The following is a 23,886-nucleotide window of genomic DNA, read 5'->3' as shown; positions in this document are numbered from 1 at the left end:
GGTGGGGGAGGTGGGGGAGGTGGGGGAGGTGGGGGAGACGCGAGAGGCGGAGAAAACAGGCAGGCTGAAGGGCGGTTTGGCGGCCATGGGGAAGTCAGCTCTCGGATCGGTGCGGAGGTGAGGGGTGAAAGGGGGAGTGCCGGGGGCGGGTCAGTTCTCCGGGTTGCCGAGCAGCAGCAGGTAATAGTCCAGATGCTTCTGGCAGAACGTGCGGAACGGTTCCATCAGCGGATCGGTGTGGTCGGTCGCCTCCTTTCCGAAACGCTGTTGGATGGCGTCGCGCTGCTCTTTGTAAAGGACGGCCATCAGTTCACCGCACAGTGCGGCGTTCGATGTCATGTTCTGTACGCGTACGACGCGGAATCCGGATTCCTCGATCTCGCCGAGCAGCGTCGTGAAGGCGGTGGGCGGCGGGGAGGTCCACAGCCGGGTGAAGGCGTCCACCTCCTCCCTGTCGGGCGTGCCGCGCCGGGCGAATTCGGTCAGCAACAGGTGGCCGCCGGGGCGCAGGACGCGCCGGGCCTCGCGCAGGCCGGCGGGCCGGTCCGACAGGTGCGGGAAGCAGTCGATCGACCAGGCCGCGTCGAACGAGTCGTCCGCGAAGCCGAGCCGCATCGCGTCGCCGTACGCGAAGTCCACCCGCCCGGCCAGGCCGGAGGTGCTCAGCCGCTCCTCGCAGCGGGCGAGCTGGGCCTTGCTGACGGTGATGCCGGTGACCCGGCCGCCGGTGCGCTGCGCCAGCCGGATCGCCGGGCCGCCGGTGCCGCAGCCGATGTCGAGCAGGCGCGCGTCCGGCGGGAGGCCGTCGCCGGTCAGCACGTCGGCGAGGAATTCGGTCTGCCGGTCCTGGGCGAGGTCGGACAGTTCGAGGAGGGAGGTGACGGGGGTGCGCTCGCCGTGCGGTACGTACATGCCGACGTGCAGGGCGCTGCTGCCGAGCACCATGGCGAGCAGTTCGCCGTACCGGTCGTACATGGCGCCGACTTCTTCGGGAGCCGGTGCGGGGGCGCCGCTCGTGCCGTTGTCAGCCACTGTCATGGAAGTCCCCTCGGCGACGGATGGTCGGACAAGGAATCAGAAGGACGCAAGCACCCGGTGTGCACCGAGTGCACTTCTGCTCCCTGGACGCTAGCACCGGAAAGGACGGAACGGGCGTCTTCCATTCCGCAAGGAAAGGAACCGGACAGGGAATTCAAGATCGATGGGAGCGGGGCCCGTTCGCGTCATGGTGACCGGCGGTGCGGCGCCGATGAGTTTCCCATGAGAAGAGCATGAAAAGGGTGAGAAGAAAGTCCGGGGTATATCGCGCTCTGCATAATGTGTGCGTCAATGGTCGAGCCGTCCCCGGAAACGAGAGTTCCCGGGGAACAACCCCCGTGTGCGGTGCCTGCCGTCCGGAGGGCCGGGCGACGGCCCGGCCCTCCGGACGGCGCGTGCGCGCGCCACGGTCCGGGCGGGTCAGCTCGACTGCGCCTCGTTGTAGAGGTTTTCGGCATCGTCACCGAAGTACGGCCCGAACATCGTGTTGGGCAGGAAGGTGTAGCCGAAGCTGTTCACCGAGGACTGCAGGCCCGCACCGGTGGCCTCGTCGAACTGGGTGAACCAGGGGCCGCCGCTGGAGCCGCCGGTCATGTTGCAGGACATGCCGTGGTCCGTGGAGAACAGCGGGTCCTTGATGGTGTTGCCGCTGCAGTAGATCAGCTTGCTGCCGTCGTACGGCGCGGCGGCCGGATAGCCGAAGGCGTACATCGGCTTGTTGTAGCCGGTGTTGAAGGCCAGCCCCTGGCCGCCGACGGCATCGGTCAGCTGCTGCCCGCCGACCGGCGCGACGACCGCGGCGCCCACGTCGTAGTTGATGTCCTCGCTCGCCGTCCACTGCGGTGTGGAGAGGGTCTTGGACGCGGCCCACTTGCCGTACGGGGCCTGGCCGTCGTGGTAGCCGGGCACGAAGACCCAGTCGGTGTGCCAGGCGCCGTTCAGCTTCACGCAGTGCCCAGCGGTGATCACCGTGCTCTTGTTCGCGCTGGTGACGGCGTTGCCCGTACAGGAGGCGGTACGGCCCTGGTACGTGAAGAACACCCGCCCCGCGGTCTTCGACACGGCGCCGCTCCCGGTCCACGGGCCACCCGCTTGCGGGAAGGACCTGGGCGCGGGTGCGGCCGCGGTGGTGCCGGGGAGGGTGGGGCGTACGGTGCGCTCGGGGCCGCGCCGTACGGACGCGGAGGCGGTGTCGGCCGCCTTGCCGGAGCGCGGCGCCGATGCCTCGGTCCCGGTGGACAGCAGGTCGAGCGGGGTGGCCTCGCGCATCCGCTCCGCCGTCCAGAAGTCGGCCACGGAGGACGCGGAGGATGCGGAGGACCGGGAGGACGGCTGGGCCGGGGCTTCCGCCGGCGTACCGACCGCTCCGGCCGGACCGGTCTGCAGAGCCGAGACGAGCAGGGCGCCGGCGGCGGTCAGGGCACCGGCGACGGCACGGGACGCGCCGCGCCGACGGGCGCCGGGGGAGGTGCTGACGATTCGTCTCACGCGTGACTCCTTCTGCGGGGCCGCGTGGCGAACCGCGCGGCCGTCGACTACAGGCCGCGGGTTCCGCGGCCCGGCAGATGAGCGGTGCGGATGGACGTGCGTCAGGAAGAGTCCCACCGGACGCGCCGTCTGTCAGGAGCGTGTCGCGGGGAAGTCCGGAAGGCGGCCGGTGGCCGACGCGATGCGCGTGGCTCTCAGCCGCGGCCGATGTACGGCATGGCCGTCGCCATCACCGTCGCGAACTGCACGTTCGCCGTCAGCGGCAGCTGCGCCATGTGCAGGACGGTACGGGCCACGTCCGCCACGTCCATCACCGGCTCGACCTCCGTGGTGCCGTTGGCCTGGAGGATGCCGGTCTGCATCCGGCCCGTCATCTCGGTCGCCGCGTTGCCGATGTCGAGCTGTCCGCAGGCGATGTCGTACCGGCGCCCGTCCAGGGACAGTGACTTGGTCAGACCGGTCATCGCGTGCTTCGTGGCGGTGTACGCGACGGAGTGCGGGCGCGGCGCGTGCGCGGAGACCGACCCGTTGTTGATGATGCGGCCGCCGCGCGGGTCCTGTTCCTTCATCGTGCGGAAGGCGGCCTGGGCGCACAGGAATGCGCCGGTGAGGTTGACGTCGACGACCGTGCGCCAGTCGTCGTACGACAGCTCCTCCAGCGGTACGGGCGGGCCGAACGTACCGGCGTTGTTGAACAGCAGGTCCAGCCGGCCGAAGCGGTCGCGTACGGCGGCGAACAGGGCGTCCACCTGGTCGGGACGGGACACGTCGGACGGTACGCACAGGGTGGCGGGGCTCGCGGGCTCCTCCGCGGCGGGCGCGGCCAGGCGGGCCGTCTCCTGGAGCGCGTCGGCGCGCCGGCCGGCGAGCGCCACGGACCAGCCGGCCCCGGCGAGCGCCAGCGCGACGGCGCGGCCGATGCCGGAACCGGCGCCGGTGATCAGGGCGGTCGGGGCGGGGGTGGTGTGGGGGACCTCGGGTGTCGTCATGGCGGCAGGGTAGGGCGCGGGCGTACGGCTCACCCTGTCCCTGCGGCCGTACGGCTCAGCCCGCCCCCTGGAACCCCTTGAGCACCGCCGCCTTGGCCGTGGCGAACTCCTCGGCGGTGAGGATGCCGTCCTTGTGAAGTTCGCCCAGTTCCCGAAGGCGCCGCAGGAGGACATCGGTGTCCTCCCCGCCGCTGCCGCCGCCCGTACCGGCCGTCTTCTCCGAAACAGGGGTCACGTCCGGCACCGCGCTCCCACCCGACGGATGCGCCAGCCGCACCGCCACCGCCGCCGCGAGCAGCGCCGTCTGTCCGCTCTCCTTCTTGAAGCCCCACAGCTCGATGGCGTTCGGGTCGTACTCCGGCTTCGCTTTGGGGACCTCGCCCTTCGGGCGGAAACGCAGATAGCCGGATTCCAGGCCGACGGCGGGGCGCCACTCCACCCCGTCCAGATCGGCGAGGGTGTAGGTGCGGGCACCCGCCTGCTTCTTGCTCTCGGTGGTGTTCCAACGCCATTCGACGCGCACCACTTCACCGTCGAAGGTCGCCGTGCCGTCCACGCCCGACGCGGACAGCGGCACGGCGGGCCCCGGCAGCAGGTAGCGGTCGGCGGGCCCGGTGTCCACCTGGTCGAGCAGCAGCGCCTGGCGCACCTCGTCGGCGAAGTACTCGGCGACGCCCGTGCGGTCCGGGTCCACGGCCACCTGGTACGGGTTGGCGTCGTCCGGGAGGCCGCCGCCGGTGACGTACAGCAGCGGGTCGGCGCCGTCCCGCAGCCGCAGGCGCAACCGGCCGCCCTTGCGCGCCGGTTCGTACGCGACACCGGCCAGGGCCGTGAGCGGCACGCAGATCTCGCCGAGGTCCTGCCGCAGCCGGTGCACGCCGCGCTCCCGCCCCGGCACGATCCGCACCTGCTCGCCGTCGAAGGCCCACGTGCCGTCGCGCCCCATCAGTTCAGCCATGCCCGAATCCTACGGAGCGGCCGGGCCGGTGGAAGACGGTAGGGCTCGTGCGGTTCCGCGGTGATTGTCCGGCGGCGTCCGAACCGGGCGCAGAGATCACCGGCTTGTCATGTGTGCGTCGGGCATGCGACAGCGGTACGCCGTCCTCCGCCCCTCCAATCGCTGGTGACAACACCGGTCCAGGGAGGGGCAGATGGCCCGTCAAGGTCAGTACGAGCAGGACGCGCGGCCCGCACAGGGGCCCCAGGGCGCGCCGCACGGCCCGGAGCTGCGGGACGCCGCCGCACAGCTCGCCCGGCGCCGCTTCCTCACCGGCACCGGGGCCGCCGCGGCGCTGGCCTTCGCGGTCAACCTGCCGGGCACCGGCGTCGCGTACGCCGCGGCCGAGGCCGACGCCCGGAAGATCACCGAGAATCCGTTCACGCTCGGGGTGGCCTCCGGCGACCCGCTGCCCGGCTCCGTCGTGCTGTGGACCCGGCTCGCGCCGAAGCCGTACGAGCCGGGCAGCGGCATGCCCAAGGCCCGGGTCACGGTGCGCTGGGAAATCGCGTACGACGAGGGATTCCGGCGTCTGGCCGGGCGCGGGAAGGCCGACGCGCACCCGGAGTTCAACCACGCGGTGCACATCGAGGCCACCGGCCTGGCCCCGGACCGCGTCTACTTCTACCGCTTCCGGGCGGGCAGCTGGATCAGCCCGGTCGGCCGCACCCGCACCGCCCCCGCGCGCGGCGCGAAGAACAGCGAGCTGCGGCTGGGCGTCGTCTCCTGCCAGGCGTACCACGACGGCTACTACACCGCCCACCGGCACCTGGCCGCAGAGGACCTGGACGTGGTCTTCCACCTGGGCGACTACCTGTACGAGTACCCGGTGGACGCCGTAGGCGGCGCCCGCAAGTACACCGACCGCAAGCTGCCCGCGCGCTTCAACCGCGAGACGGTGACGCTGGAGGACTACCGGCTGCGGTACGCGCTCTACAAGTCCGACCCCGACCTCCAGGCCGCGCACGCCGCGCACCCGTTCATCGTCACCTGGGACGACCACGAGGTGGAGAACAACTACGCCGACGACATCAGCGAGAACAACGCCCCCAAGGGCGAGTTCCTGCTGCGCCGGGCCGCCGCCTACCGGGCGTACTGGGAGAACCAGCCGCTGCGCCGCCCGCAGCAGCCGCACGGCCCGGACGCCCAGCTCTACCGGCGCATCCACTTCGGGCAGCTGGCCCAGTTCGATGTGCTGGACACCCGCCAGTACCGCTCCGACCAGGCGTACGGCGACGGCTGGCGCACCCCGGGCCCCGAGTCCACCGACCCCAGGCGCACCCTGACCGGTGCGAAGCAGGAGCGCTGGCTGATCGACGGCTGGCGATCGTCCTCCGCGCTGTGGAACGTGCTGCCGCAGCAGGTCACCTTCTCCGAGCGCCGCAACGCCACCGGCCCCGGCTACAAGCTCAGCATGGACTCCTGGGACGGCTACACCGCGTCCCGCGAGCGGGTGCTGAAGGGCGCGGAGGCGGCGGGCGTGGACAACCTGGTCGTGCTGACCGGTGACGTGCACGTGCACTACGCGTTCGATGTGAAGCGGGACTTCGGGAACGAGAAGTCGCGCACCGTGGGCGTGGAGTTCGTGACCACCTCGATCGCGAGCGGTGAGGACGGCGCGGACAAGCCCGCCAACTGGGGCACCTACATGGCCGCCAACCCGCACATGAAGTTCTACAACGGCCGCCGCGGCTATGTGACGGTCACGCTGGACCGGGAGAAGGCGCGGGCCGACTTCCGGACGGTGTCGGCGGTGACGAAGCCGGGGGCGCCGGTGATCACGGCGGGGTCGTTCGTGTCCGAGGCGGGCGACCCGGGGCTGAAGCCGGCCTGATCCGCGTGGGGCGGGGGTCCGTGGCCGGTCCTAGGTCCGCGGTCCCCCTTCCACGCTCCCGGATTCCGCCCAAGGTCCTGGCCGAAAGGGCGCCGGAAGCGGTTCCGTGCATGACACCATGGTCAAGACATCAATCATCCATGGAGACACTCATGACGGACCCCGGTACCGGAACGACGGACACCCAGGACAGCGTTCCGATAGACGGGCGGGACGTGGCGGCGCCGCCCGCCGCGTCCCGCCGTACCAGCCTGCTCGTCACCCTCATCCTCGGCGGCCTGACCGCGGTGCCGCCGCTCTCCATGGACATGTACCTCCCGGCGCTGCCGGAGGTCACCGAGGTGCTGCACAGCCCGGCCGCCACCGTCCAGCTCACCCTGACCACCTGCCTCGCGGGCATGGCGCTGGGGCAGCTCGTGGTCGGGCCGATGAGCGACAAGTGGGGGCGCCGCCGCCCGCTGCTCATCGGCATGATCGTCTACATCGTCGCCACCGCGCTGTGCGCGCTGGCCACCAACGCCGAACTGCTCATCGCCTTCCGCCTGCTCCAGGGCCTGGCGGGCGCGGCCGGCATCGTCATCGCGCGGGCCGTCGTCCGCGACCTGTACGACGGTGTGGCGATGGCCCGGTTCTTCTCCACCCTGATGCTGATCTCCGGCGTCGCGCCCGTCGTGGCACCGCTGATCGGCGGGCAGATCCTGCGGATCACCGACTGGCGCGGCGTCTTCGTCGTGCTCACCGTGGTCGGCGTGCTGCTCACGCTGCTGGTGTGGCGCCGGCTGCACGAGACGCTGCCGCCCGCGAAGCGGCACTCCGGCGGTCTCGGCGAGGCCCTGCGCACCATGCGCTCCCTCCTCGCCGACCGCGCCTTCTCCGGCTACCTGATCGTCGGCGCGTTCGCCTTCGCCGCGCTGTTCGCGTACATCTCCGCCTCCCCGTTCGTGATCCAGGAGATCTACGGCGCCTCCCCGCAGACCTTCAGCCTGCTGTTCGGCGTCAACTCCGTCGGCCTGGTCCTGGTCGGCCAGATCAACGGCAAGGTGCTGGTCGGCCGGGTCAGCCTGGACGTCGTGCTGGGCATCGGGCTGAGCCTGATCACGGCCGCCGCGGCGGCGCTGCTGCTGATGGCGGGCGGCGTCTTCGGCGAGGTCGGGCTGTGGCCGATGGCTGCCGGGCTGTTCGTCCTGATGTCCGCTATGGGCCTGGTCATGCCGTCGGCCAACACCAAGGCGCTGCTGCGCTCCGGCCACGCCGCGGGCTCCGCCTCGGCCCTGCTGGGCACCTCCACCTTCCTGCTGGGCTCCGTCGCCTCGCCGCTCGTCGGCATCGCGGGCGAGCACACCGCCGTACCGATGGCCGTCGTCCAGCTCTCCTGCGGCGTACTGGCGCTGCTGAGCTTCCTGGGAATGTGCCGCCCGTGGCAGCGTAGGGAGGAGACCGCCACCGGGACCGGCGAGAGGACCAGGCTCTGAACGCGACGCGACTGCGCCACGGCACCCCCGCCCGCGCGGGGCTCGATCCCGCCTGGATGCACCGCCTCGTCCAGGGGGTACGGGAGGCGACCGAGGGGCCGGACCCCTGGTGCGCGGGCGCGGTGGTGCTGGCCGGACGCGGCCCGGTGGTCGCCGCCGAGGAGGCGGCGGGCTGGGCGCTGCGCTACGCGGGCTACGACCCGGAGCGCGACCGGGGTGTGGAGCTGCCCCGGGACCGCTGGGAGCCGGTGCGCGCCGGCACCGTCTTCGACCTGGCCTCGCTGACCAAGCTGTGCACGGCGATCGTGGCCGTGCAGCAGGCCGAGCGGGGCGGCCTCGATCTGGAGGCCGAAGCAGGCCGGTGGCTGCCGGGCTTCGCCGCCGGGATCACCGTCCGCCGCCTGCTCACCCACACCTCGGGACTGCGCCCGGAACTCCCCTTCTACGAGCGGCGCGGGCGCGCGGCCCAGCTGGCCCTGCTGTGGGAGGAGGCCGCCGCGCCCGCCGCGCCGCCCGGCGGCCCGTACCGCTACTCCGACCTCAACCTCATCGCCCTCCAGCTGATCCTGGAACGCCTCACCGGGCAGCGGCTGGACGCCCTGGTGGCCGAGGGGATCACCGGCCCGCTGGGCATGACCAGCACCTCGTACGGGCCGCTGGCCCCGGCGGGCGTGGCCGCGACCGAGGACCAGCGGCGGCCGTGGGCCAAGGCGGACCGCGGCATGGTGCGCGGCGCGGTGCACGACGAGAACGCGTGGGCGCTGGGCGGTGTCGCCGGACACGCGGGGCTGTTCTCCACGGCGCAGGACCTGGCGGTGCTGTGCCGGACGCTGCTGAGCGGGGGCGCGTACGGCACCGCCCGCATCCTGGGCGCGGAGTCGGTGGCGCTGCTGCTGGACCCGCCGGGACTCGGCTTCGGCGTGGACCAGCCGTGGTTCATGGGCGAGCTGGCGGGGCGCGGCGCGGCTGGGCACACCGGATTCACCGGGACGAGCCTGGTGCTGGACCGGGCGACCGACACATTCCTGGTGCTGCTGGCCAACACGGTGCACCCGCGGCGGCGCGCGGCGGGCAGCGCGCCCCGGGCGGCGGCCGCGACCCGGCTGGCGCGGGCGGTACGGGCGGGCAGCCGGGCGTTCGGATAGGGGCGTACGCGCGGTGCGGCACAGCTGTCACACCGGCCCCGTAAAATTGCCGGAATGCACGACGAACTGCGCGCCGCACTGGCCGGCCTGCTCGACGGCCTGCCGCCCACGCAGGCCGCGCGGGCCGTCGACCGCCTGATCGCCAACTACCGCGGCCGGACCCCGACCGACGCCCCGGTGCTCCGGGACCGCGCGGACGTCGCCGCGTACGCCGCCTACCGGATGCCCGCGACCTTCGAGGCCGTGCGCCACGCCCTGGACGCCTTCGCGGCGCGGCTGCCGCGCTGGTCGCCCGCCACCCATGTGGACATCGGCGGCGGCACCGGCGCCGCGACCTGGGCGGTCGCGGCCACCTGGACCGGCCACCGCACCACCGTTTACGACTGGGCCGAACCGGCCCTGGAGCTGGGCCGCGAGCTGGCCGACGGCGTCCTGCCGGACACCGACTGGCAGCGCCGGGTGATCGGCGCGGGCATGGCCGTCCCCGAGGGCACGGACCTGGTCACCGTCTCGTACGTACTCGGCGAGCTGCGCCCGGAGGACCGCCGGGCCGTCGTCGCCGCGGCGGCTGCGGCGCAGGCCGTCGTGCTGATCGAACCCGGCACCCCGGACGGCTACCTGCGCATCCGCGAGGCGCGCGAACAGCTCACGGACGCCGGGCTGCGCGTCGTCGCGCCGTGCCCGCACAGCGGCGTGTGCCCCATCGTGCCGGGCGAGGACTGGTGCCACATGTCCGCGCGGGTGGCCCGCTCCTCGCTGCACCGGCAGGTCAAGGGCGGCTCGCTGCCGTACGAGGACGAGAAGTTCAGCTATGTCGCGGCGGTGCGGCCGGAGGCGGTGGAGGGCGCGGGTGATACGGCGGCCGGTGCCGCCCCGGCCCGTATCGTCCGCAAGCCCCAGCTCCGCAAGGGACAGGTCCTGCTGGACCTCTGTACGGAGCAGGGGCTGCGGCGCGACACGGTCACCAAGCGGCACGGCGAGCGCTACAAGGCCGCCCGTGACGCCGAGTGGGGCGACGCCTGGGAGCCGGCCGGCTGACCGCCGCCCCTACGCCGGCGCCGCCCGCAGCTCCTGCGTGCAGCACTTGACGCTGCCGCCGCCCTTGAGCAGCTCGGTCACATCCATGCCGACCGGCTCGTACCCGCGCTCGCGCAGCGGCTCGAACAGCCCCACCGCGGCCTGCGGGAGCAGGACGTGCCGGCCGTCGCTGACCGCGTTCAGCCCGAACGCCTCCGCGTCGGCCCGCGAGGCGATCAGCGCGTCCGGGAACAGGCGCGCCAGCACCGCCCGGCTGCCCGCGGAGAAGGCGCCCGGGTAGTACATGACCTCCGAGTCCGTCGCGTCGTCCAGCACGCACAGCGCCGTGTCGAGGTGGTAGTAGCGCGGGTCGACGAGGTCCAGGCCGATCACCGGGCGGCCGAAGTACTCCTGCGCCTCGGCGTGCGAGAGCGGGCTGCTGCGGAAGCCGCGCCCGGCCAGCAGCCAGGAGGCGGTGACCGCGAAGTCGCCCTCCGCCTCGTTGACGTTCTCCGGCTCGCGGACCTCGGTGAAGCCGTGGTCCCGGAACCACGCGGCGTGTACGGCGGCCTCGCCGCGCCGCTCCTCGAAGGCGAACCGCGCGCCGAGCACCCGGCCGTCCACGACGGTGGCGCCGTTGGCCGCGAAGACCATGTCCGGCAGGTCGGCCCGGGGCCGCAGCTCCTCCACGGTGTGGCCGAGCGCGCGGTAGCGGTCGCGCAGCACCTCCCACTGGGCGAGCGCCAGCGGCAGGTCGACGGGCTTGTCGGGGTCCATCCAGGGGTTGATGGAGTAGCTGACCCGGAAGTGGGCCGGCGGGCACATCAGGTAGCGCCGGGGACGGGCGCTGCGCCGGGGTGTGCGCAAGGAAGGCTCCTCACGGTGGACGGGACGCGGGATGCGTACGGGACACGTACGCGCTCAAATCGTCCACCGGGAGGAGCCGTTCCGCAGTGATCCGTTCGGGTGGTTTTCACCCCTGACGGGTTTGCCCGTCGCCGCGCTGCTCCTGAAGCCTGCGCAACAGGGCGCGCCGCTGTGCCATCGGGTCCGTACCGCCGACCGCACCGCCGCCGCCCCGGCCGCCGCGCAGCGCGCCACGGGAGAGCTTGCTGCGGGTGCCGCCGACGCCGAGCATGCTGCCCGCGTTTCCCTTGCTCATGGGTCATCTCCTTTGTCCGGCGCCGCTTACCTGGCGAGACGTTACGTCTCGTTCGATAGGGAGTCTGCAGCGAGACGCTGCGTCTTGTCAAGACGATACGTCTCGCCTCATCATCGGTAGGCTTGCCCCATGGCCAACAAGACAGCGCCCGACTCCACGCGTCGCAGCGAACGCTCCCGCCGCGCCATCTACGACGCGGCCCTCGTCCTCGTCGGCGAGGTCGGCTACGAGAAGCTGACGATCGAGGGCATCGCGGCCCGCGCCGGCGTCGGCAAGCAGACGATCTACCGCTGGTGGCCCTCGAAGGCCGCCGTCCTGCTGGACGCCTTCACCCAGGACGTCGAGGGGTACGAGGCCGGACTGCCGGACACCGGCGATCTCGCCGCCGACCTCAAGTTCGTCCTGCGGGCCACCGCCGACGAGTTCAACGACCAGAAGTGGCAGGCCCCCTACCGCGCCCTCGCGGCGGCCGGCGCGAACGACCCGGAGCTGTCGGCCCGGTTCGTCGAGCGGCTGCTGGAGCCCGGCATCCGGGTCTATGTGAACCGGATGCGGGCCGCCCAGGAGCGCGGGGAAATCGGGCCCGACGTGGATGTGCGGGTGGCGGCCGAGATGGTGCTGAGCCCGTTCTCGCAGCGCTGGCTGATGCGGACCGGCGAGCTGACGTACGCGTATGTGGACACGTTGGTCGACCTGGTCCTCGCCGGACTGCGGCCCCGCCCCTGACGCGGCGGCCCCGCGCGTCGGGCACCGGGCCCGGCATGTGCGGATGCATGCGCAGCTGCACACCCGGATGAGGGGCGGGGGTGCCGCGGGGGGAGTGGAAGGTAAAGGAAGATGAACGAATCGGGGTGGATATCGGGCGTAATGGTGGCATTAGCCCGTTCTCCGGCCACCCCGGATCGGTACTCCGGTCACCCGAGGAGGAGGATGGTGGCAGCATTGATCCCAGACCACCGCTCGAAGTGAGGGGATAGATGGAACGCAAGAGCAGGTTCTCCCAGTGGCTTCGCCGGCCGAAGAGCGGTTCGGACGGCGGCGATACGGACACGGGATCAGCGGCGCAGAGCCGCGAGGACCTGCTGCTGGCGGTCGCCGACGCGGGTTTCCCGCTCGCCCCGGCGGCCCACCCCTCCGGCTACGGCTGCTCCTGTGAGCGCATCGGCTGTCCCACGCCCGGCCGGCACCCCGTCTCCTTCGGCTGGCAGACCGTCGCCAGCACCGACCGGGAGAAGGTCGCCGCCTGGGCGCGCGCGTATCCGCTGGCCAACTTCATCACCGCCACCGGCATCGCCCACGATGTGCTGGACGTCCCCGCCGACGCGGGCCGCAGCGCGCTGGAGCGCCTGGAGGCGGCCGGTGTCGAGGTCGGTCCGGTCGCGCTGAGCGGCGCCGCGTACGGCGAGGGCCGGATGCTGTTCTTCACCGCCACCCGCGGCACTCCGGACGACGAGGACGAGTGGTGGCCCTGCGAGCTGGACTGCCATCCGGAGACCATGGACGAACATCCGGGCCTGCGCTGGCACTGCCGCGGCAGCTACGTCCTCCTGCCGCCCTCCCGGCTGTCCGGCGACCAGCCCGCGGTGTCCTGGCTGCGCGGCCCCGAGCGGCCGGTGCCCGACCCGCTGACCCTGCTGGGGATGCTCACCGACGCCTGCGCGGAGTACGCCGACCAGCACGATCACGACCACGAAGCGGCGGCCTGGCCGATCGGCCGCTGACCCCTGGCTCCGGCCCGACCCGGCCGGAGCGCGACACGCACCGCCGTCTGCCGCCCTACAGCGACGTGCCTACAGCGACTTGGCGGACGTCTTCGCCTCCAGCCGGTGGAGGAAGGCGACCTTCTCGGCGGCGCCCGCGGCCGGGACCTTCACCACCTGCTCCGACAGGGTCGTGAAGGTCATCCGGCTGGACTCCTTCGCCGGACCGTCCATGATCCCCTTTATCTCCGCGGGAATGTTGATCCGCGACCCCTCGGAGACGGTCTTCTGCTGGTGGTAGAACGTCGAGAAGAAGACCAGCGCCCCGCCGTCCTTGGTGCGCAGCGCGACCGGCGCGTAATCGGACGGCTGGTCCTCGTACTGGATACGGGAGCCCGGCTGCCGCCCCTGCTGCTCGCGCAGCTGCCGCCACTGGTCGGTGTGCGGTCCCGGGGCGAACACTTCGCCCTTGCCGGTGTTCAGGTAGGCCGTGTACGCCTTGCCCAGCTTGCCCGGGGCGATCTTCAGCCCGGAGTCCTCGGCGTCGGCCGGCACCACCTCGGCGTAGCCGTCCCGGTCCGTCTTGAACTGCGGGATTTGGTTGTCGCCCAGCGCGGAGAGGTAGCTCGCCTTCCACTTGGCGCCCACCGCGTCGCGGGTGAACACCAGGAACCACCGGGTGTTGTTGCGGTTGCTGACCACGTCCGCGAGGAAGATCTTCGGCCAGCCCGCCTGCCTGGGCACGGTGAAGTGCGGGCTGGTCAGCGTCAGCGGCGGGAACTTGGGGTTGCCCTGCGGGCTGACCGCGTGCCCCGCCTTGGTGAGCGCCTGGTCGACGGCGAGCAGCGAATCCGTCTCGTAGGTCGGGTTCACCTTCGGGTCCAGCTTGCGGTTGGAGGTGTTGAAGCCGTCGACGAACTGCTGAAGCGCCTTGGCGGCCTCAGCCTTCGACACCGCCGGCAGCATCTCCCGTTCGCCGTGCACGGTCATGCACCCGCTCAGCGTCAGCAGCGCCGCGCTCGCGGCGGTCAGCGCTACGGGCACCCGGAACGGCGACCTGCGTGTCATGGGGCTCGGGCTCCTTCGGGGCGACCGGGGCCGGGGCGGCCTGGGCGGCCGCCGGGGTGGCGCGATTCGGCGCCACCCTACCGGGGGCGAAGAACAGGGCCAGCGTGGGGACCAGATACAGCGCCCACACCGTGACCTGGAGGACGGTCGGGTCGGGCTGGAAGTTGAAGACGCCCTTGAGCAGCGTGCCGTACCAGCTGTCCGCCGCGTAGGCGTCGCCCAGGTCGAACGCCTTCGTGGACAGGCCGGGCAGCAGCCCCGCTTCCTGGAGGTCGTGGCAGCCGTACGCCAGCACGCCCGCGGCGACCACCACGAGCATGCCGCCGGTCCAGGTGAAGAACTTCGCCAGGTTGATGCGGACGGCGCCGCGGTAGAACAGCCACCCCAGGGCCACCGCCGTCAGCAGCCCCAGCAGGGCGCCGGCCAGCGGGCGCCAGCCGTCGTCCGCGCTGCTCGCCGCCGCCCAGATGAACAGCGCCGTCTCCAGGCCCTCGCGTCCCACCGCCAGGAAGGCGGTGACGACCAGCGCCGTCGTGCCCATCGCCAGCGCCGCGTCCAGCTTGCCGTGCAGCTCCTTCTTCAGGTGCCGCGCGGTCCGCCGCATCCAGAAGACCATCCACGTCACCAGCCCCACCGCGATGATCGACAGCGAGCCGCCGAGCGCCTCCTGCGCCTCGAACGTCAGCGTCTGCGAGCCGAACTGGAGCGCGGCGCCGAACACCAGCGACAGCAGGACGGCGATGCCCACGCCCAGCCACACCGGCCGCAGCGCCTCCCGCCTGCCGGTCTTGACCAGGTAGGCGATCAGGATGCAGACGACCAGGCTGGCTTCCAGGCCCTCGCGCAGACCGATCAAGTAGTTGCCGAACACGGCGGTCCCTTCCCTTCCTCTTCCGGCGCCGCGGTCAGGCGAACAGCCCGCGTCCCCACCAGTCGTCGGGCCCGCCGACGCCCGGCGGGACCGCGAAGAGCGCCGAACCCACGTGCTGGATGTATTCGTTGAGCGCGTCGTGGCGCGCCAGCCGCTGCTGGAGGGGGACGAAGCCCTGGCGCACGTCCCGCTGGTAGGCGAGGAAGAACAGGCCCGCGTCCAGCCGGCCCAGCCCGTCCGTGCCGTCGGTGAAGGAGTAGCCGCGGCGCAGGATGCGGATGCCGTCGTTGGAGTCCGGGTGCGCCAGGCGTACGTGCGCGGTCGGCGGCATCGACGGCAGGTGCGGCGCGTCGTGCTCGTTCTTGCGGCCGACCGCCGCGCCCTCGCCCTTGTCCCGCCCGAAGATGTCCTCCTGTTCCCGCAGCGAGGTGCGGTCCCAGGTCTCGATGTGCATCCGGATGCGGCGCGCCACCAGGTACGAGCCGCCGGCCATCCACGCGCCGCCGCCCTTCTCGTCCCGCGCGCCGACCCACACATGCCGCTCCAGGGCCCCGGCGTCGGTGCCCGCGATGTTCCGGGTGCCGTCCTTGAAGCCGAACATGTTGCGCGGGGTCTGCGCGTCCGGCGTCGTCGAGGAGGTCTTGCCGAAGCCCAGCTGGGACCAGCGCACGGCGACCTTGCCGAAGCCGATCCGCGCCAGGTTGCGGATCGCGTGCACGGCGACCTGCGGATCGTCGGCACACGCCTGTACGCACAGGTCGCCGCCGCCGCGCGCCGGGTCGAGGTTGTCGCCGGGGAACCGCGGCAGGTCCACCAGCGCCGCCGGCCGCCGGTCCCGGAGCCCGAAGCGGTCCTTGCCCCCGGCCTCGAACAGCGTCGGGCCGATGCCGAAGGTGAGGGTGAGCCGGGAGGGCGGCAGGCCGAGCGCCTCGCCGGTGTCGTCCGGCGGCGCCTCGGCGAGCGAGCCGACGGCGCCGGAGCCGACCTGGGACCCGGCGGTCATCCGTGCGGCGGCCTGCGTCCACTCCTTGAGGAGGGCGATCAGCTCCGCCCGGTCGTCGGTCTTCACGTCGAACGCCGCGAAGTGCAGCCGGTCCTGGACGGCGGTGGCGATACCGGCCTGGTGCGGGCCGTGGAAGGGCACGGCCTCGGCGGGCCGGGCCGCCGCCGCGGGCGCCGCGTCGCTCCCGGTGCGCAGCGCGGCTGCCGTACCGCCGGCCGCGACCGCGCCGAGCGCGAGCCCGGCACCGCCCCAGCCGAGCAGCGCACGGCGCGAGGGCGTACGGGATGAGGGCGTACGGGGCGCCGCGGCCCCGGCCTTCCCGTCCTCAGGCGCCGCCACGTCTTCCGCAGCGGCTGCCGTCCCCGCATCCGCCGTGTTTTCCGCGGCGTTCTCCGCCTCCGCAGCGCTCTTCTTGGTCTCGCCGTTCGTCATGACGCTCCGCCCCCCCGCGTTACTTGGCGGTCGCCACGGCGGCGGCCAGCTTCGACAGCGGCTCGGCGAGCGCGTTGACGCCGTCGGACAGTTCCTTGCGCTCGTCCTTGCCGACGGTGTCGTACGCGGCGAAGCCGTCGGGCGAACCGCTGTCGCGGTGCCGGTCCAGCAGCGCGCGGATCGCCGCGAACTGCTTGTCCAGCTCCTTGGCGAGCGCCGGGCGGTTCGCGGCGGCGACCGGCTTGAGCAGTTCGTAAGCCTTCTGCGCGCCCTCGACGTTGGCCTGGAAGTCGCTCAGGTCGGTGTGGCTGTAGCGCTCCTCCTCGCCGGTGACCTTGCCGGTGGCCACCTCGTCGAGGAGTTCCTTGGCGCCGTTGGCCATGCTGGTCGGGGTGATCTCGGCCTTGCCGACGCGCTTCTGCCAGTCCTCCAGGTCGGTGATCAGCCGGTCCGCCAGCTTCTTGTCGTCGGCGGTGATCTCCTTCTTCTCCCAGAGGGCCTGCTCCAGCTTGTGCCAGCCGGTCCACTGCTGCCCGTCCTCCAGGCCGTCGGCGCGCACATCGACCTTGGGGTCGATGTCGCCGAAGGACTCGGCGACCGGCTCGGTGCGCTCCCAGCCGGTGCGCGAGACGGCGTACGCCTTCTTCGCGGCCTCGATGTCCCCGGCCTTCACCGCGTCCGCGAACTTCCGTGCCGCGGGCAGCGTCCCGTCGGCCTGCTCCTGGACGTACGTGCGGTACGCGGCCACCGCCCGGTCCAGCTTCGGGTCGCGGGCCGGCGCCGTGCTCTTGCCGGTCGCGGTCACCTTCTGCCGGATGCCGTCGCCCTTCATGCCGGGCTTGCAGGCGATCTCGTACGGGCCGGGCGCGATCTCGGCAACGATGTCCGCGCCGGTGCCGGGGCCGATGTTCTCCCGCTCGGTGACGATGCGGTCGCCGGGCGCGTAGACGTACACCTCGGTGACCTTGCTGCCCCTGTTCTTGACGGCGAGCCGCAGGTGCCCGGCGGGGAACTCCTTCTTCGACACCGCGCAGCCGTCGTCCGTCGCCGTCACCTGCACCGCGCCGTCCTGCGCGCCGCCGTCCGCCGCCGCGTCGCTCTTCTGGGCGCAGGCGGAGACGGTGGTGAGGGCCGCGGCCACGGCGGCGGTGAGGGCGGCAGAGCGGAGGGCTCGCATACGGGGCTCCAGGCGTGCGGAGGAACGGCGGTCGGCCACTAAGGACGCCCTAACTTATCCGAGGCTTACCTGAACGATTCCCGTACTGCCCGGTGATTCCGCTCTCACCGGCCACGGGCCCGTCACGGATGGTCGGCGGTATGGACACGGAAGGGCAATGTCCCGGTAAAGGTAAGGGTCATGGTTCCCGCAAGGGCATGACCAGCGGTGTTCCGGTGCGCGGGTGGCCGATCACCTCGACCGGCTGCCGGTAGACCCGGCTCAGCAGCCCGGCCTCGAACATCTCGGCGGGCGGGCCCTGCGCGGCGATCCGCCCGTCGTGCAGCAGCGCCGCCCGGTCCGCGTACGCCGCCGCCAGCCCCAGGTCGTGCAGGACCACCGCGACCGCGGCACCCGCCGCTGCCCGCTCCCGGCACAGCCGCAGCACCAGTTCCTGGTGGCGCAGGTCCAGCGCGGCGGTCGGCTCGTCGAGCAGCAGCAGCGGGGCGCGCTGCGCCAGGACACGCGCGAGCGCGACCCGGGCCCGCTCGCCGCCGGACAGCGCGGAGAACGGCCGCTCCGCGAAGCCGGTCACCTCGGTCGCCGCCATCGCCTCCGCGACGGCCGCCTCGTCCTCGTCCGCGCGCTCCGTAGCGGACCAGGGCGCCCGGCCCATCCGTACGACCTCCTCCACGGTGAACGGGAAGGACAGCGCGGCGGACTGCGGCAGCACCGCCCGGCGCAGCGCCAGTTCGGGCGCGGTCCAGCCGGTGGCCGGGCGGCCGTCGATACGTACCGCGCCGGTGGCGGCGGGCAGGTCGGCGGCGAGCGCGGCGAGCAGGGTGGACTTGCCCGCGCCGTTCGGCCCGACGAGCGCCAGCACCTGGCCCGCGGTGACCTCCAGGTCCACCCCGTCCAGGACGGTGCGGGCGCCCAGCCGTACGCCCAGCCCGTCGGCCCGCGCGTACGCCGTACCCATGGGTACGGGCTCCGGCAGCGCACGGGCGCGCCCGGCGAACCACGTACTCAACACCGGAATCCGGCCGAGGCTCATGCCCAGCCCCCTTGCTTGCGACGGGTCCTGCGCAGCAGCCAGAAGAAGAACGGGCTGCCGAACAGGGCGGTCAGGACGCCCAGCGGCAGTTCGGCGGGCTGGGCCGCGGTGCGCGCCGCGAGGTCGGCGACGACCAGTACCAGCGCGCCGCCCAGGGCGCTGCCCGGGATCAGGAAGCGGTGTCCGGGACCGGCCGCCATCCGCAGCAGGTGCGGTACGAGCAGGCCGACGAAGGTGATGACGCCGGCCACCGCCACGGCCGCTGCGGTGAGCAGGGCGACGACCAGGATGAGGACGACGCGCAGCCGTTCCACGTCCACACCGAGGTGCCGGGCCGGGCGTTCGCCCAGCGCCAGCAGGTCCAGTCTGCGGGCGTAGAAGGGTGCGAGGGCCAGCCCGGCGACGGCGCACGGCAGGACCGCCAGCACCTTGGGCCACACGGCCTGGGACAGCGAGCCGAGCTGCCAGAAGGTGATCTGTGAGAGCTGCGCGTTGTCGGCGAAGAAGAGGAACAGGCCGATCAGCGCGCCCGCGAAGGCGTTCACCGCGATACCGGTGAGGATCAGCGTGACGACCTCGGTGCGGCCGCCGGAGCGGGAGAGCGCGTAGACGATCAGTACGGTCAGCAGGCCGGTGGCGAACGCGCAGGCCGGGACCGTCCACGTACCGAGGAAGCCGAGCCCGAGCGCGATGGCGCCGACCGCGCCCACCGCCGCCCCCGACGAGATGCCGATGACGCCCGGCTCGGCCAGCGGATTGCCGAACACGCCCTGCATGAGGGCGCCCGCGCAGCCGAGCGAGGAGCCGACGAGCAGCGCCAGGGCGACGCGCGGCAGCCGCACGTTCCACAGCACGCTCTCGCCCACCCGGTCCAACTCGGCTTCGCCGAGGCCGAGATGGTGCAGCAGTGAGCCGAGGACGTCGCCGAGCGGGATGCGGTACGCGCCGAGTCCGGCAGAGAGCAGGCAGCCGAGGAGCAGGGCGAGGGCGAGGACGGTGGTGAGGAGGGCGGTGCGGCTGCGGGGGCGGCGGGGCCGGGCGTCGGGGACTGCCGGGGGAGACGCGGCAGTGGCGGTGCCGGTGGTGGCGGGCGCGTCCGTGCGGGGAAGTGCCGTCATCTTATTTCCCCTTGGCGTGGATCTGCTGGACCAGGGAGCGCAGGACCGTGTCCGTCCGCGGCCCGAAGTTGAGCAGCACCCCGTCGTCGATGGAGGCCACCCGCCGGTCCATTCCGGCCGGTGTCTGCGCCACACCGGGGATCTTCACCAGTCCGTCGACCCCGCCGACGGATTCCAGGCCCTTGCGCATCACCAGGATCACGTCCGGCGCGGCCTTCGCCAGCGCCTCGCTCGTGATCGGGGTGAAGTCCTTCTTCAGGCCGGACTCCTTGCCCGCGTCGACGCCGCCCGCCGCCTCGATCATCGAGTCCGCGCCGGACCCGGCGCCGCCGATGAGGTAGACGGAGGCCGAGCCGCGCAGGTAGAGGAAGGCCACCCGGGGCCGGCCGGCCGCCGCGCCGCCGTGCGGAACGCTCTTGCGGGCGGCCTCGATCCGCTGGTCGGTGCGCTTCTTGAGCGCCTCGCCCGCCTTCCGTACGCCGAGGGCCGCCGCCACCGCGTCGATACGGGTGTCCACGTCGGCCAGCCGCTTCGCGGGCTCGAACGTGATGACCGGGACCCCGGCGTCCCGTATCTGGCCGATGGCCTCCGCCGGACCCGTGGAGGTGTCCGCCAGCACCACGTCCGGCTTGAGCGAGAGCACGTTCTCCGCCGACACGTCGTGCGCGCGGGTCACCACGGGCAGCTTCTTCGCCTGGTCGAAGGTGGCGGTGATGTCGCGCGCGACGACCCGGCCGCCGAGCCCGAGGGAGAAGACGATCTCCGAGAGGGAGCCGGTCAGCGGCACGATCCGGCCGGCCTCGCGGACCGTCACGTCGTGGCCGTCGGCGGACCGTACGGTCGCGGGCAGTTCGGGTCCGGGCGCGGGGCCGGACAGCGGCTCGGCGCGGTCGGCGGCGGGTTCGGCGGCGGGCCGGTCCGGGGCTGCGGCGGCGTCCGTGCCGCCGCCGCAGCCGGTGAGCGCCAGGGCGAGAGCCAGGGTGGCGGCGAGCGCCGCGACGGGGCGTGACAGGCGACGGTGGGCCGGAACCGGTTCCCGGGACGGGCGCGGCCGGACCGGCCCCCGGATGGTTGCTGTCACTGTCCCGCCTTTCCTCGTACGCCAGTTGGTGCGGGGCCGGTGGTACCGAGGGGGCTCGGGGCCGTTCCCGGGGTTCCGTATTCAGCCACGCTTAGCTTAGGTTAGCCTTACCTTAATCGCTAGCCCTGGAGGGGTCCCCGATGCTGCCGTTCAGACCGGCCCGCGGCCGCGTGCGCGGCCGTACCCGCGTGCTCGCCGCCGCCTTCCTGGCGGCGCTGCTGGGCACGCTGCTCCCCGCACTGCCCGCGGACACCGCGCAGGCGGCGGCCCGTACGGTGGCGGGCGGCCGGCTGGACTGGGGCATCAAATCCTCCTTCCAGTCCTACGTCACCGGGCCCATCGCCCACGGGAGTTGGAGCCTGACCGGCGGCGCCGCCACGGTCGGCGACAGCCGGTTCCGCTTCCACTCCGCGACCGGCGGCTACGACCCGGACAGCGGCGCCCTGACGGCGGGCTTCTCCGGCGGCGTCCACTTCACCGGCCACCGCAAGCCGGACGGCTCGTACGAACTGGACCTGACCATCAGCCGCCCGCAGGTCGCCGTCGCCGACGGCCGCGGCACCCTCTTCGCCGACATGACCAGCAAGGAGAAGGGCACCGGCCGCGTCACCACGGCCGCCCGGGTGCCGCTGGCCACGCTCGAACTCGGCGGCCTCGACACCCGGGGCGGCGGCACGCCGATCGCGCTCACCAACATCCCGGCGAAGCTGACCGCGCAGGGCGCGCGGGCCTTCGCGGGGTACTACACGGAGGGCACCCAGCTCGATCCGGTGAGCCTGTCGGCGGACGTACGGGCCGGGGCGGCGGCTGCCGGGCCGAGCCCGACGCCCACGCCGTCCGAAAGTGGTGAGCACGAGAGCGCTGACGCGTCGCACGGCACCTTCACCAATGCCGCCGTCGACTGGGGCGTGCGCCGCACCTTCCGCGAGTACGTCACCGGTGGCATCGCCAAGGGCTCGTGGCGCCTGACCGACGGCGCCCAGGACGGCGGCGCGCTGTTCCGCTTCCCGCGCGGCAAGGGCACGTACGACGCCGAAAAGGGCTCCCTGGACGCGGAATTCGCCGGAACCCTCCGCTTCACCGGCAAGGACCTCGACCTGACCCTGTCCGCCGTCTCGGTCGTGGTGAAGGACGGCCGCGGCACGCTGGCCGCCGACGTCACCAGCGGCGGTACGCGTACGGAGCACACCCCGCTGGCCACCTTCGAGGCGGAACGGCTCACCCCGGACAAGGGGCTGATCACCCTCACCGAGGCACCGGCGAAGCTCACCGCCGACGGCGCGAAGGCGTTCGGCGGCATGTACAGCGCGGGCACCGGCATGGACCCCGTCTCGCTCGCCGTGGCCGTCGACAAGAAGGCCGCGCTCCCCGCCCTCCCCGACCTCGGCACCGACCCGAAGGCCGCCGCCGGGAACGGCAAGCGGGCGGACCAGGCCCCGTCCGCCGCACCGGCCGCGGACTCCACCCCCGTCTCCGCCCGCACCGTCACCCTCCTCGTCGTGGCCGGCGTGCTGCTCGTCGCCGTCGCCGCGTTCCTCGTCCTGCGCGCCCGCCGCCGTACCGCATCCACGGCGCCCCCGCAGGACTGACCCCGCCCGACCCCACCGCACCCCCACCCAAGGAGAGCCACCGACCATGGCCGCCATACGCCGCCCGCTCGCCCTCGCGGCAGCCATCGCCACCGCCGCCACCACCGCGGCCCTGTGCCTGCCGACCACCGCCACGGCCGCCCCCGCGGCCGACGCGGCGGCACCGAAACTGGAGCTGAAGAACGGCACGCTCGACTGGGGCGTCAAGGAGTCCTTCCGCAAGTACGTCAAGGGCATGGCGCTCGGCGACATCACCACCGCCGACGGCGCCCGGCAGGCCCCGGACAACGGTCCGTTCACCTTCACGGGCGGCACCGGCACGTACGACATGAGCACCCATGCCGTCGCCACCACCTTCAAGGGCAGCGTCCGCTTCACCTCGAAGGCGCACGGTTTCGACATCAAACTGGCGGACCTCAAGGTGGCCACCCAGGGCAAGACGGGGGCCATCACCGCGGACGTGACGGCCGCGGGCAAGACCCAGGACGACGTGGCGCTGGCCTCACTCGACCTGTCGGGGGTACGGCCGGGCAGCGGCGCGGGCGGCGCGATGACGTTCGCGAAGATCCCGGTCAAACTGACGGCCAAGGGCGCCGAGGCGTTCAACGGGATGTACAAGGAGGGGCAGGAGCTCGACGCGGCCACGCTGTCGGTGACACCGGCGAGCACGCCCGGGAAGCCGGGGAAGCCGGAGAAGCAGGAAGAGCCGGGGAAGCCGGGGAAGCCGGAGACCGGCTCCGGCCGTGGTTCTGATGCCGGTACCAGCACCTCCGGTATTTCCGGCACCCCTAGTACCTCTGACAGCCCTGGCACCTCTGACAAGAAGCAGAGCGCCGGCTCCTCCTCGCCCACCACGTCCTCCTCCTCCGCCGCCTCCGACAAGATCGTCGACGGCACCCTCGACTGGGGCGTCAAGAAGTCCTTCCGTGACTACGTGACCGGCCCCATCGCGCACGGGAAGGCCGAACTCGCGGGCGGTGCCGCCACCTCTGCCGCCGGATACCGCTTCTCGAAGGGCCACGGCACGTTCGACGGCGCCAAGTCCGCCCTCGCCGCGGACTTCAACGGCTCGGTCCGCTTCACCGGCCACGAGGGAGCGCTCGACCTGAAGTTCAGCAACCTCAAGGTCAAGGCCGGCGGCACCAAGGGCACGCTGGTCGCGGACGTCTCGGCGAAGTCGCGCGCCACCGGCAAGGTCACCAACACCCCCGGCATGGCGCTCGCCGACCTCAAGGTCCCGGCCGGTGCCCTCGTGGCCAAGAACGGTGTCGTCACCCTCAAGAATGTGCCCGCGACGCTGACCGCCGCCGGTTCCAAGGCGTTCGAGAGCATGTACCAGGCGGGCCAGGCCCTCGACCCGGTGACGGCCACCGTCTCCGTCGACCCGAACGCGCAGCTCCCGGCGGGCGGCACCGGCTCGGGCCCGGAGTCCGGTCCGGGTTCGGAGTCGGGCTCGGGTGCGGGTTCGGCCGGTTCGTCCGGCAGCGGTACGGCGTCGTTCAGCAGCGGCAGCGCGAGCACCGTCGGCGGCACGGGCGGATCGCTCGCGGCCACCGGCGCCTCGACGCCGGCCGGCGCGCTGGCGGGCGTGGCCGCCGGCCTGATCGCGGCGGGCGGCGCCGCCACCTACGCCGTACGCCGCCGCGCCACCCGGTAATCCACCGGGCACACC

At 72.8% G+C, this 23,886-nt stretch carries 21 protein-coding genes; 8 read left to right on the top strand and 13 right to left on the bottom strand.

The window, feature by feature from the left end; translation table 11 throughout:
- Nucleotides 1–150: 150 nt before the first annotated feature.
- The 4 genes from IH45_RS0137445 to IH45_RS0137430 all read right to left on the bottom strand — a co-directional run bounded on the left by IH45_RS0137445 (nt 151) and on the right by IH45_RS0137430 (nt 4,473).
- Nucleotides 151–1,038 (bottom strand): SAM-dependent methyltransferase, encoded by an 888-nt coding sequence (locus IH45_RS0137445; protein ID WP_050515460.1) that lies wholly within the window; start codon nt 1,036–1,038, stop codon nt 151–153.
- Nucleotides 1,039–1,458: 420 nt separating this feature from the next.
- Nucleotides 1,459–2,526: a trypsin-like serine peptidase gene (locus tag IH45_RS0137440; protein WP_030679560.1), complete on the bottom strand. Its 1,068-nt coding sequence runs from the start codon at nt 2,524–2,526 to the stop codon at nt 1,459–1,461.
- A gap of 194 nt (nt 2,527–2,720) precedes the next feature.
- Nucleotides 2,721–3,515: an SDR family oxidoreductase gene (locus IH45_RS0137435; RefSeq protein ID WP_050515459.1), complete on the bottom strand. Its 795-nt coding sequence runs from the start codon at nt 3,513–3,515 to the stop codon at nt 2,721–2,723.
- Between the two features lie 55 nt (nt 3,516–3,570).
- Nucleotides 3,571–4,473: a DUF4429 domain-containing protein gene (locus IH45_RS0137430; protein WP_030679553.1), complete on the bottom strand. Its 903-nt coding sequence runs from the start codon at nt 4,471–4,473 to the stop codon at nt 3,571–3,573.
- Between the two features lie 193 nt (nt 4,474–4,666).
- Between IH45_RS0137430 and IH45_RS0137425 the strand changes: the two genes are divergently transcribed.
- From IH45_RS0137425 to IH45_RS0137410, 4 genes are all read left to right on the top strand, one after another.
- On the top strand, nt 4,667–6,346 hold the full coding sequence (locus tag IH45_RS0137425) for an alkaline phosphatase D family protein (RefSeq protein WP_050515458.1): 1,680 nt from the start codon (nt 4,667–4,669) through the stop codon (nt 6,344–6,346).
- Nucleotides 6,347–6,498: 152 nt separating this feature from the next.
- Nucleotides 6,499–7,818 carry a multidrug effflux MFS transporter gene (locus IH45_RS0137420; RefSeq protein WP_032919078.1) on the top strand — a complete coding sequence of 440 codons (1,320 nt, stop codon included), beginning with the start codon at nt 6,499–6,501 and terminating at the stop codon, nt 7,816–7,818.
- A gap of 56 nt (nt 7,819–7,874) precedes the next feature.
- A complete protein-coding gene (locus tag IH45_RS0137415; RefSeq protein WP_030679545.1) occupies nt 7,875–8,963 on the top strand; it encodes a serine hydrolase domain-containing protein in 1,089 nt (362 codons plus the stop codon).
- Between the two features lie 54 nt (nt 8,964–9,017).
- Nucleotides 9,018–10,001: a small ribosomal subunit Rsm22 family protein gene (locus IH45_RS0137410; RefSeq protein WP_030679540.1), complete on the top strand. Its 984-nt coding sequence runs from the start codon at nt 9,018–9,020 to the stop codon at nt 9,999–10,001.
- A 9-nt stretch (nt 10,002–10,010) separates the two neighbouring features.
- On the opposite strand, the gene ddaH is transcribed toward IH45_RS0137410, so the two are convergent.
- Nucleotides 10,011–10,847, bottom strand: a complete 837-nt coding sequence (gene ddaH / locus IH45_RS0137405; protein WP_234440824.1) for a dimethylargininase — start codon at nt 10,845–10,847, stop codon at nt 10,011–10,013.
- A 106-nt stretch (nt 10,848–10,953) separates the two neighbouring features.
- Nucleotides 10,954–11,142: a DUF6243 family protein gene (locus tag IH45_RS0137400; RefSeq protein ID WP_030679535.1), complete on the bottom strand. Its 189-nt coding sequence runs from the start codon at nt 11,140–11,142 to the stop codon at nt 10,954–10,956.
- A gap of 129 nt (nt 11,143–11,271) precedes the next feature.
- Here IH45_RS0137400 and IH45_RS0137395 point away from each other — a divergent pair, with 129 nt between their 5' ends.
- Together IH45_RS0137395 and IH45_RS0137390 are read left to right on the top strand one after the other, a co-directional pair.
- On the top strand, nt 11,272–11,868 hold the full coding sequence (locus IH45_RS0137395) for a TetR/AcrR family transcriptional regulator (protein WP_030679533.1): 597 nt from the start codon (nt 11,272–11,274) through the stop codon (nt 11,866–11,868).
- Between the two features lie 251 nt (nt 11,869–12,119).
- Nucleotides 12,120–12,863: a bifunctional DNA primase/polymerase gene (locus IH45_RS0137390; RefSeq protein ID WP_030679531.1), complete on the top strand. Its 744-nt coding sequence runs from the start codon at nt 12,120–12,122 to the stop codon at nt 12,861–12,863.
- Between the two features lie 69 nt (nt 12,864–12,932).
- On the opposite strand, the gene IH45_RS0137385 is transcribed toward IH45_RS0137390, so the two are convergent.
- From IH45_RS0137385 to IH45_RS0137355, 7 genes are all read right to left on the bottom strand, one after another.
- Nucleotides 12,933–13,886, bottom strand: a complete 954-nt coding sequence (locus IH45_RS0137385) for an SCO2278 family lipoprotein (protein WP_078897967.1) — start codon at nt 13,884–13,886, stop codon at nt 12,933–12,935.
- On the bottom strand, nt 13,783–14,781 hold the full coding sequence (efeU, locus tag IH45_RS0137380) for an iron uptake transporter permease EfeU (RefSeq protein ID WP_030679527.1): 999 nt from the start codon (nt 14,779–14,781) through the stop codon (nt 13,783–13,785). The genes IH45_RS0137385 and efeU overlap by 104 nt, the downstream gene beginning before the upstream one ends.
- A 34-nt stretch (nt 14,782–14,815) precedes the next feature.
- Nucleotides 14,816–16,216, bottom strand: a complete 1,401-nt coding sequence (gene efeB / locus IH45_RS0137375; RefSeq protein ID WP_078897966.1) for an iron uptake transporter deferrochelatase/peroxidase subunit — start codon at nt 16,214–16,216, stop codon at nt 14,816–14,818.
- Nucleotides 16,217–16,235: 19 nt separating this feature from the next.
- Complete coding sequence (gene efeO / locus IH45_RS0137370; RefSeq protein ID WP_030679524.1) at nt 16,236–17,393, bottom strand: iron uptake system protein EfeO; 1,158 nt, start codon at nt 17,391–17,393, stop codon at nt 16,236–16,238.
- A 178-nt stretch (nt 17,394–17,571) separates the two neighbouring features.
- The gene (locus IH45_RS0137365; protein WP_050515457.1) at nt 17,572–18,426 is read right to left on the bottom strand and encodes a heme ABC transporter ATP-binding protein; all 855 of its coding nucleotides are present in this window, start codon (nt 18,424–18,426) and stop codon (nt 17,572–17,574) included.
- Nucleotides 18,423–19,544: a FecCD family ABC transporter permease gene (locus IH45_RS0137360; protein WP_030679519.1), complete on the bottom strand. Its 1,122-nt coding sequence runs from the start codon at nt 19,542–19,544 to the stop codon at nt 18,423–18,425. The genes IH45_RS0137365 and IH45_RS0137360 overlap by 4 nt, the downstream gene beginning before the upstream one ends.
- A 1-nt stretch (nt 19,545) precedes the next feature.
- Complete coding sequence (locus IH45_RS0137355) at nt 19,546–20,556, bottom strand: heme/hemin ABC transporter substrate-binding protein (RefSeq protein ID WP_030679516.1); 1,011 nt, start codon at nt 20,554–20,556, stop codon at nt 19,546–19,548.
- A 209-nt stretch (nt 20,557–20,765) separates the two neighbouring features.
- Here IH45_RS0137355 and IH45_RS0137350 point away from each other — a divergent pair, with 209 nt between their 5' ends.
- Nucleotides 20,766–22,214 carry an HtaA domain-containing protein gene (locus IH45_RS0137350; RefSeq protein ID WP_030679513.1) on the top strand — a complete coding sequence of 483 codons (1,449 nt, stop codon included), beginning with the start codon at nt 20,766–20,768 and terminating at the stop codon, nt 22,212–22,214.
- A 46-nt stretch (nt 22,215–22,260) separates the two neighbouring features.
- Complete coding sequence (locus IH45_RS0137345; protein ID WP_030679509.1) at nt 22,261–23,871, top strand: HtaA domain-containing protein; 1,611 nt, start codon at nt 22,261–22,263, stop codon at nt 23,869–23,871.
- Nucleotides 23,872–23,886 lie beyond the last annotated feature (15 nt).

Origin of the sequence: Streptomyces rimosus subsp. rimosus (assembly GCF_000720725.1) — a bacterium.
Taxonomy (GTDB): Bacteria; Actinomycetota; Actinomycetes; order Streptomycetales; family Streptomycetaceae; genus Streptomyces; species Streptomyces rimosus_A.
Note: the sequence above shows the minus strand (reverse complement) of the source record. Positions and strands in the feature narration are given on the sequence as shown.

Bases quoted from the DNA above. Each gene is read 5' to 3' on its own strand.
- IH45_RS0137445 (WP_050515460.1), bottom strand. From the start codon at position 1,038: ATGACAGTGGCTGACAACGGCACGAGCGGCGCCCCCGCACCGGCTCCC.
- IH45_RS0137435 (WP_050515459.1), bottom strand. From the start codon at position 3,515: ATGACGACACCCGAGGTCCCCCACACCACCCCCGCCCCGACCGCCCTG.
- IH45_RS0137430 (WP_030679553.1), bottom strand. From the start codon at position 4,473: ATGGCTGAACTGATGGGGCGCGACGGCACGTGGGCCTTCGACGGCGAG.
- IH45_RS0137425 (WP_050515458.1), top strand. From the start codon at position 4,667: ATGGCCCGTCAAGGTCAGTACGAGCAGGACGCGCGGCCCGCACAGGGG.
- IH45_RS0137420 (WP_032919078.1), top strand. From the start codon at position 6,499: ATGACGGACCCCGGTACCGGAACGACGGACACCCAGGACAGCGTTCCG.
- IH45_RS0137415 (WP_030679545.1), top strand. From the start codon at position 7,875: ATGCACCGCCTCGTCCAGGGGGTACGGGAGGCGACCGAGGGGCCGGAC.
- IH45_RS0137410 (WP_030679540.1), top strand. From the start codon at position 9,018: ATGCACGACGAACTGCGCGCCGCACTGGCCGGCCTGCTCGACGGCCTG.
- IH45_RS0137400 (WP_030679535.1), bottom strand. From the start codon at position 11,142: ATGAGCAAGGGAAACGCGGGCAGCATGCTCGGCGTCGGCGGCACCCGC.
- IH45_RS0137395 (WP_030679533.1), top strand. From the start codon at position 11,272: ATGGCCAACAAGACAGCGCCCGACTCCACGCGTCGCAGCGAACGCTCC.
- IH45_RS0137390 (WP_030679531.1), top strand. From the start codon at position 12,120: ATGGAACGCAAGAGCAGGTTCTCCCAGTGGCTTCGCCGGCCGAAGAGC.
- efeB (WP_078897966.1), bottom strand. From the start codon at position 16,216: ATGACGAACGGCGAGACCAAGAAGAGCGCTGCGGAGGCGGAGAACGCC.
- efeO (WP_030679524.1), bottom strand. From the start codon at position 17,393: ATGCGAGCCCTCCGCTCTGCCGCCCTCACCGCCGCCGTGGCCGCGGCC.
- IH45_RS0137365 (WP_050515457.1), bottom strand. From the start codon at position 18,426: ATGAGCCTCGGCCGGATTCCGGTGTTGAGTACGTGGTTCGCCGGGCGC.
- IH45_RS0137360 (WP_030679519.1), bottom strand. From the start codon at position 19,544: ATGACGGCACTTCCCCGCACGGACGCGCCCGCCACCACCGGCACCGCC.
- IH45_RS0137350 (WP_030679513.1), top strand. From the start codon at position 20,766: ATGCTGCCGTTCAGACCGGCCCGCGGCCGCGTGCGCGGCCGTACCCGC.
- IH45_RS0137345 (WP_030679509.1), top strand. From the start codon at position 22,261: ATGGCCGCCATACGCCGCCCGCTCGCCCTCGCGGCAGCCATCGCCACC.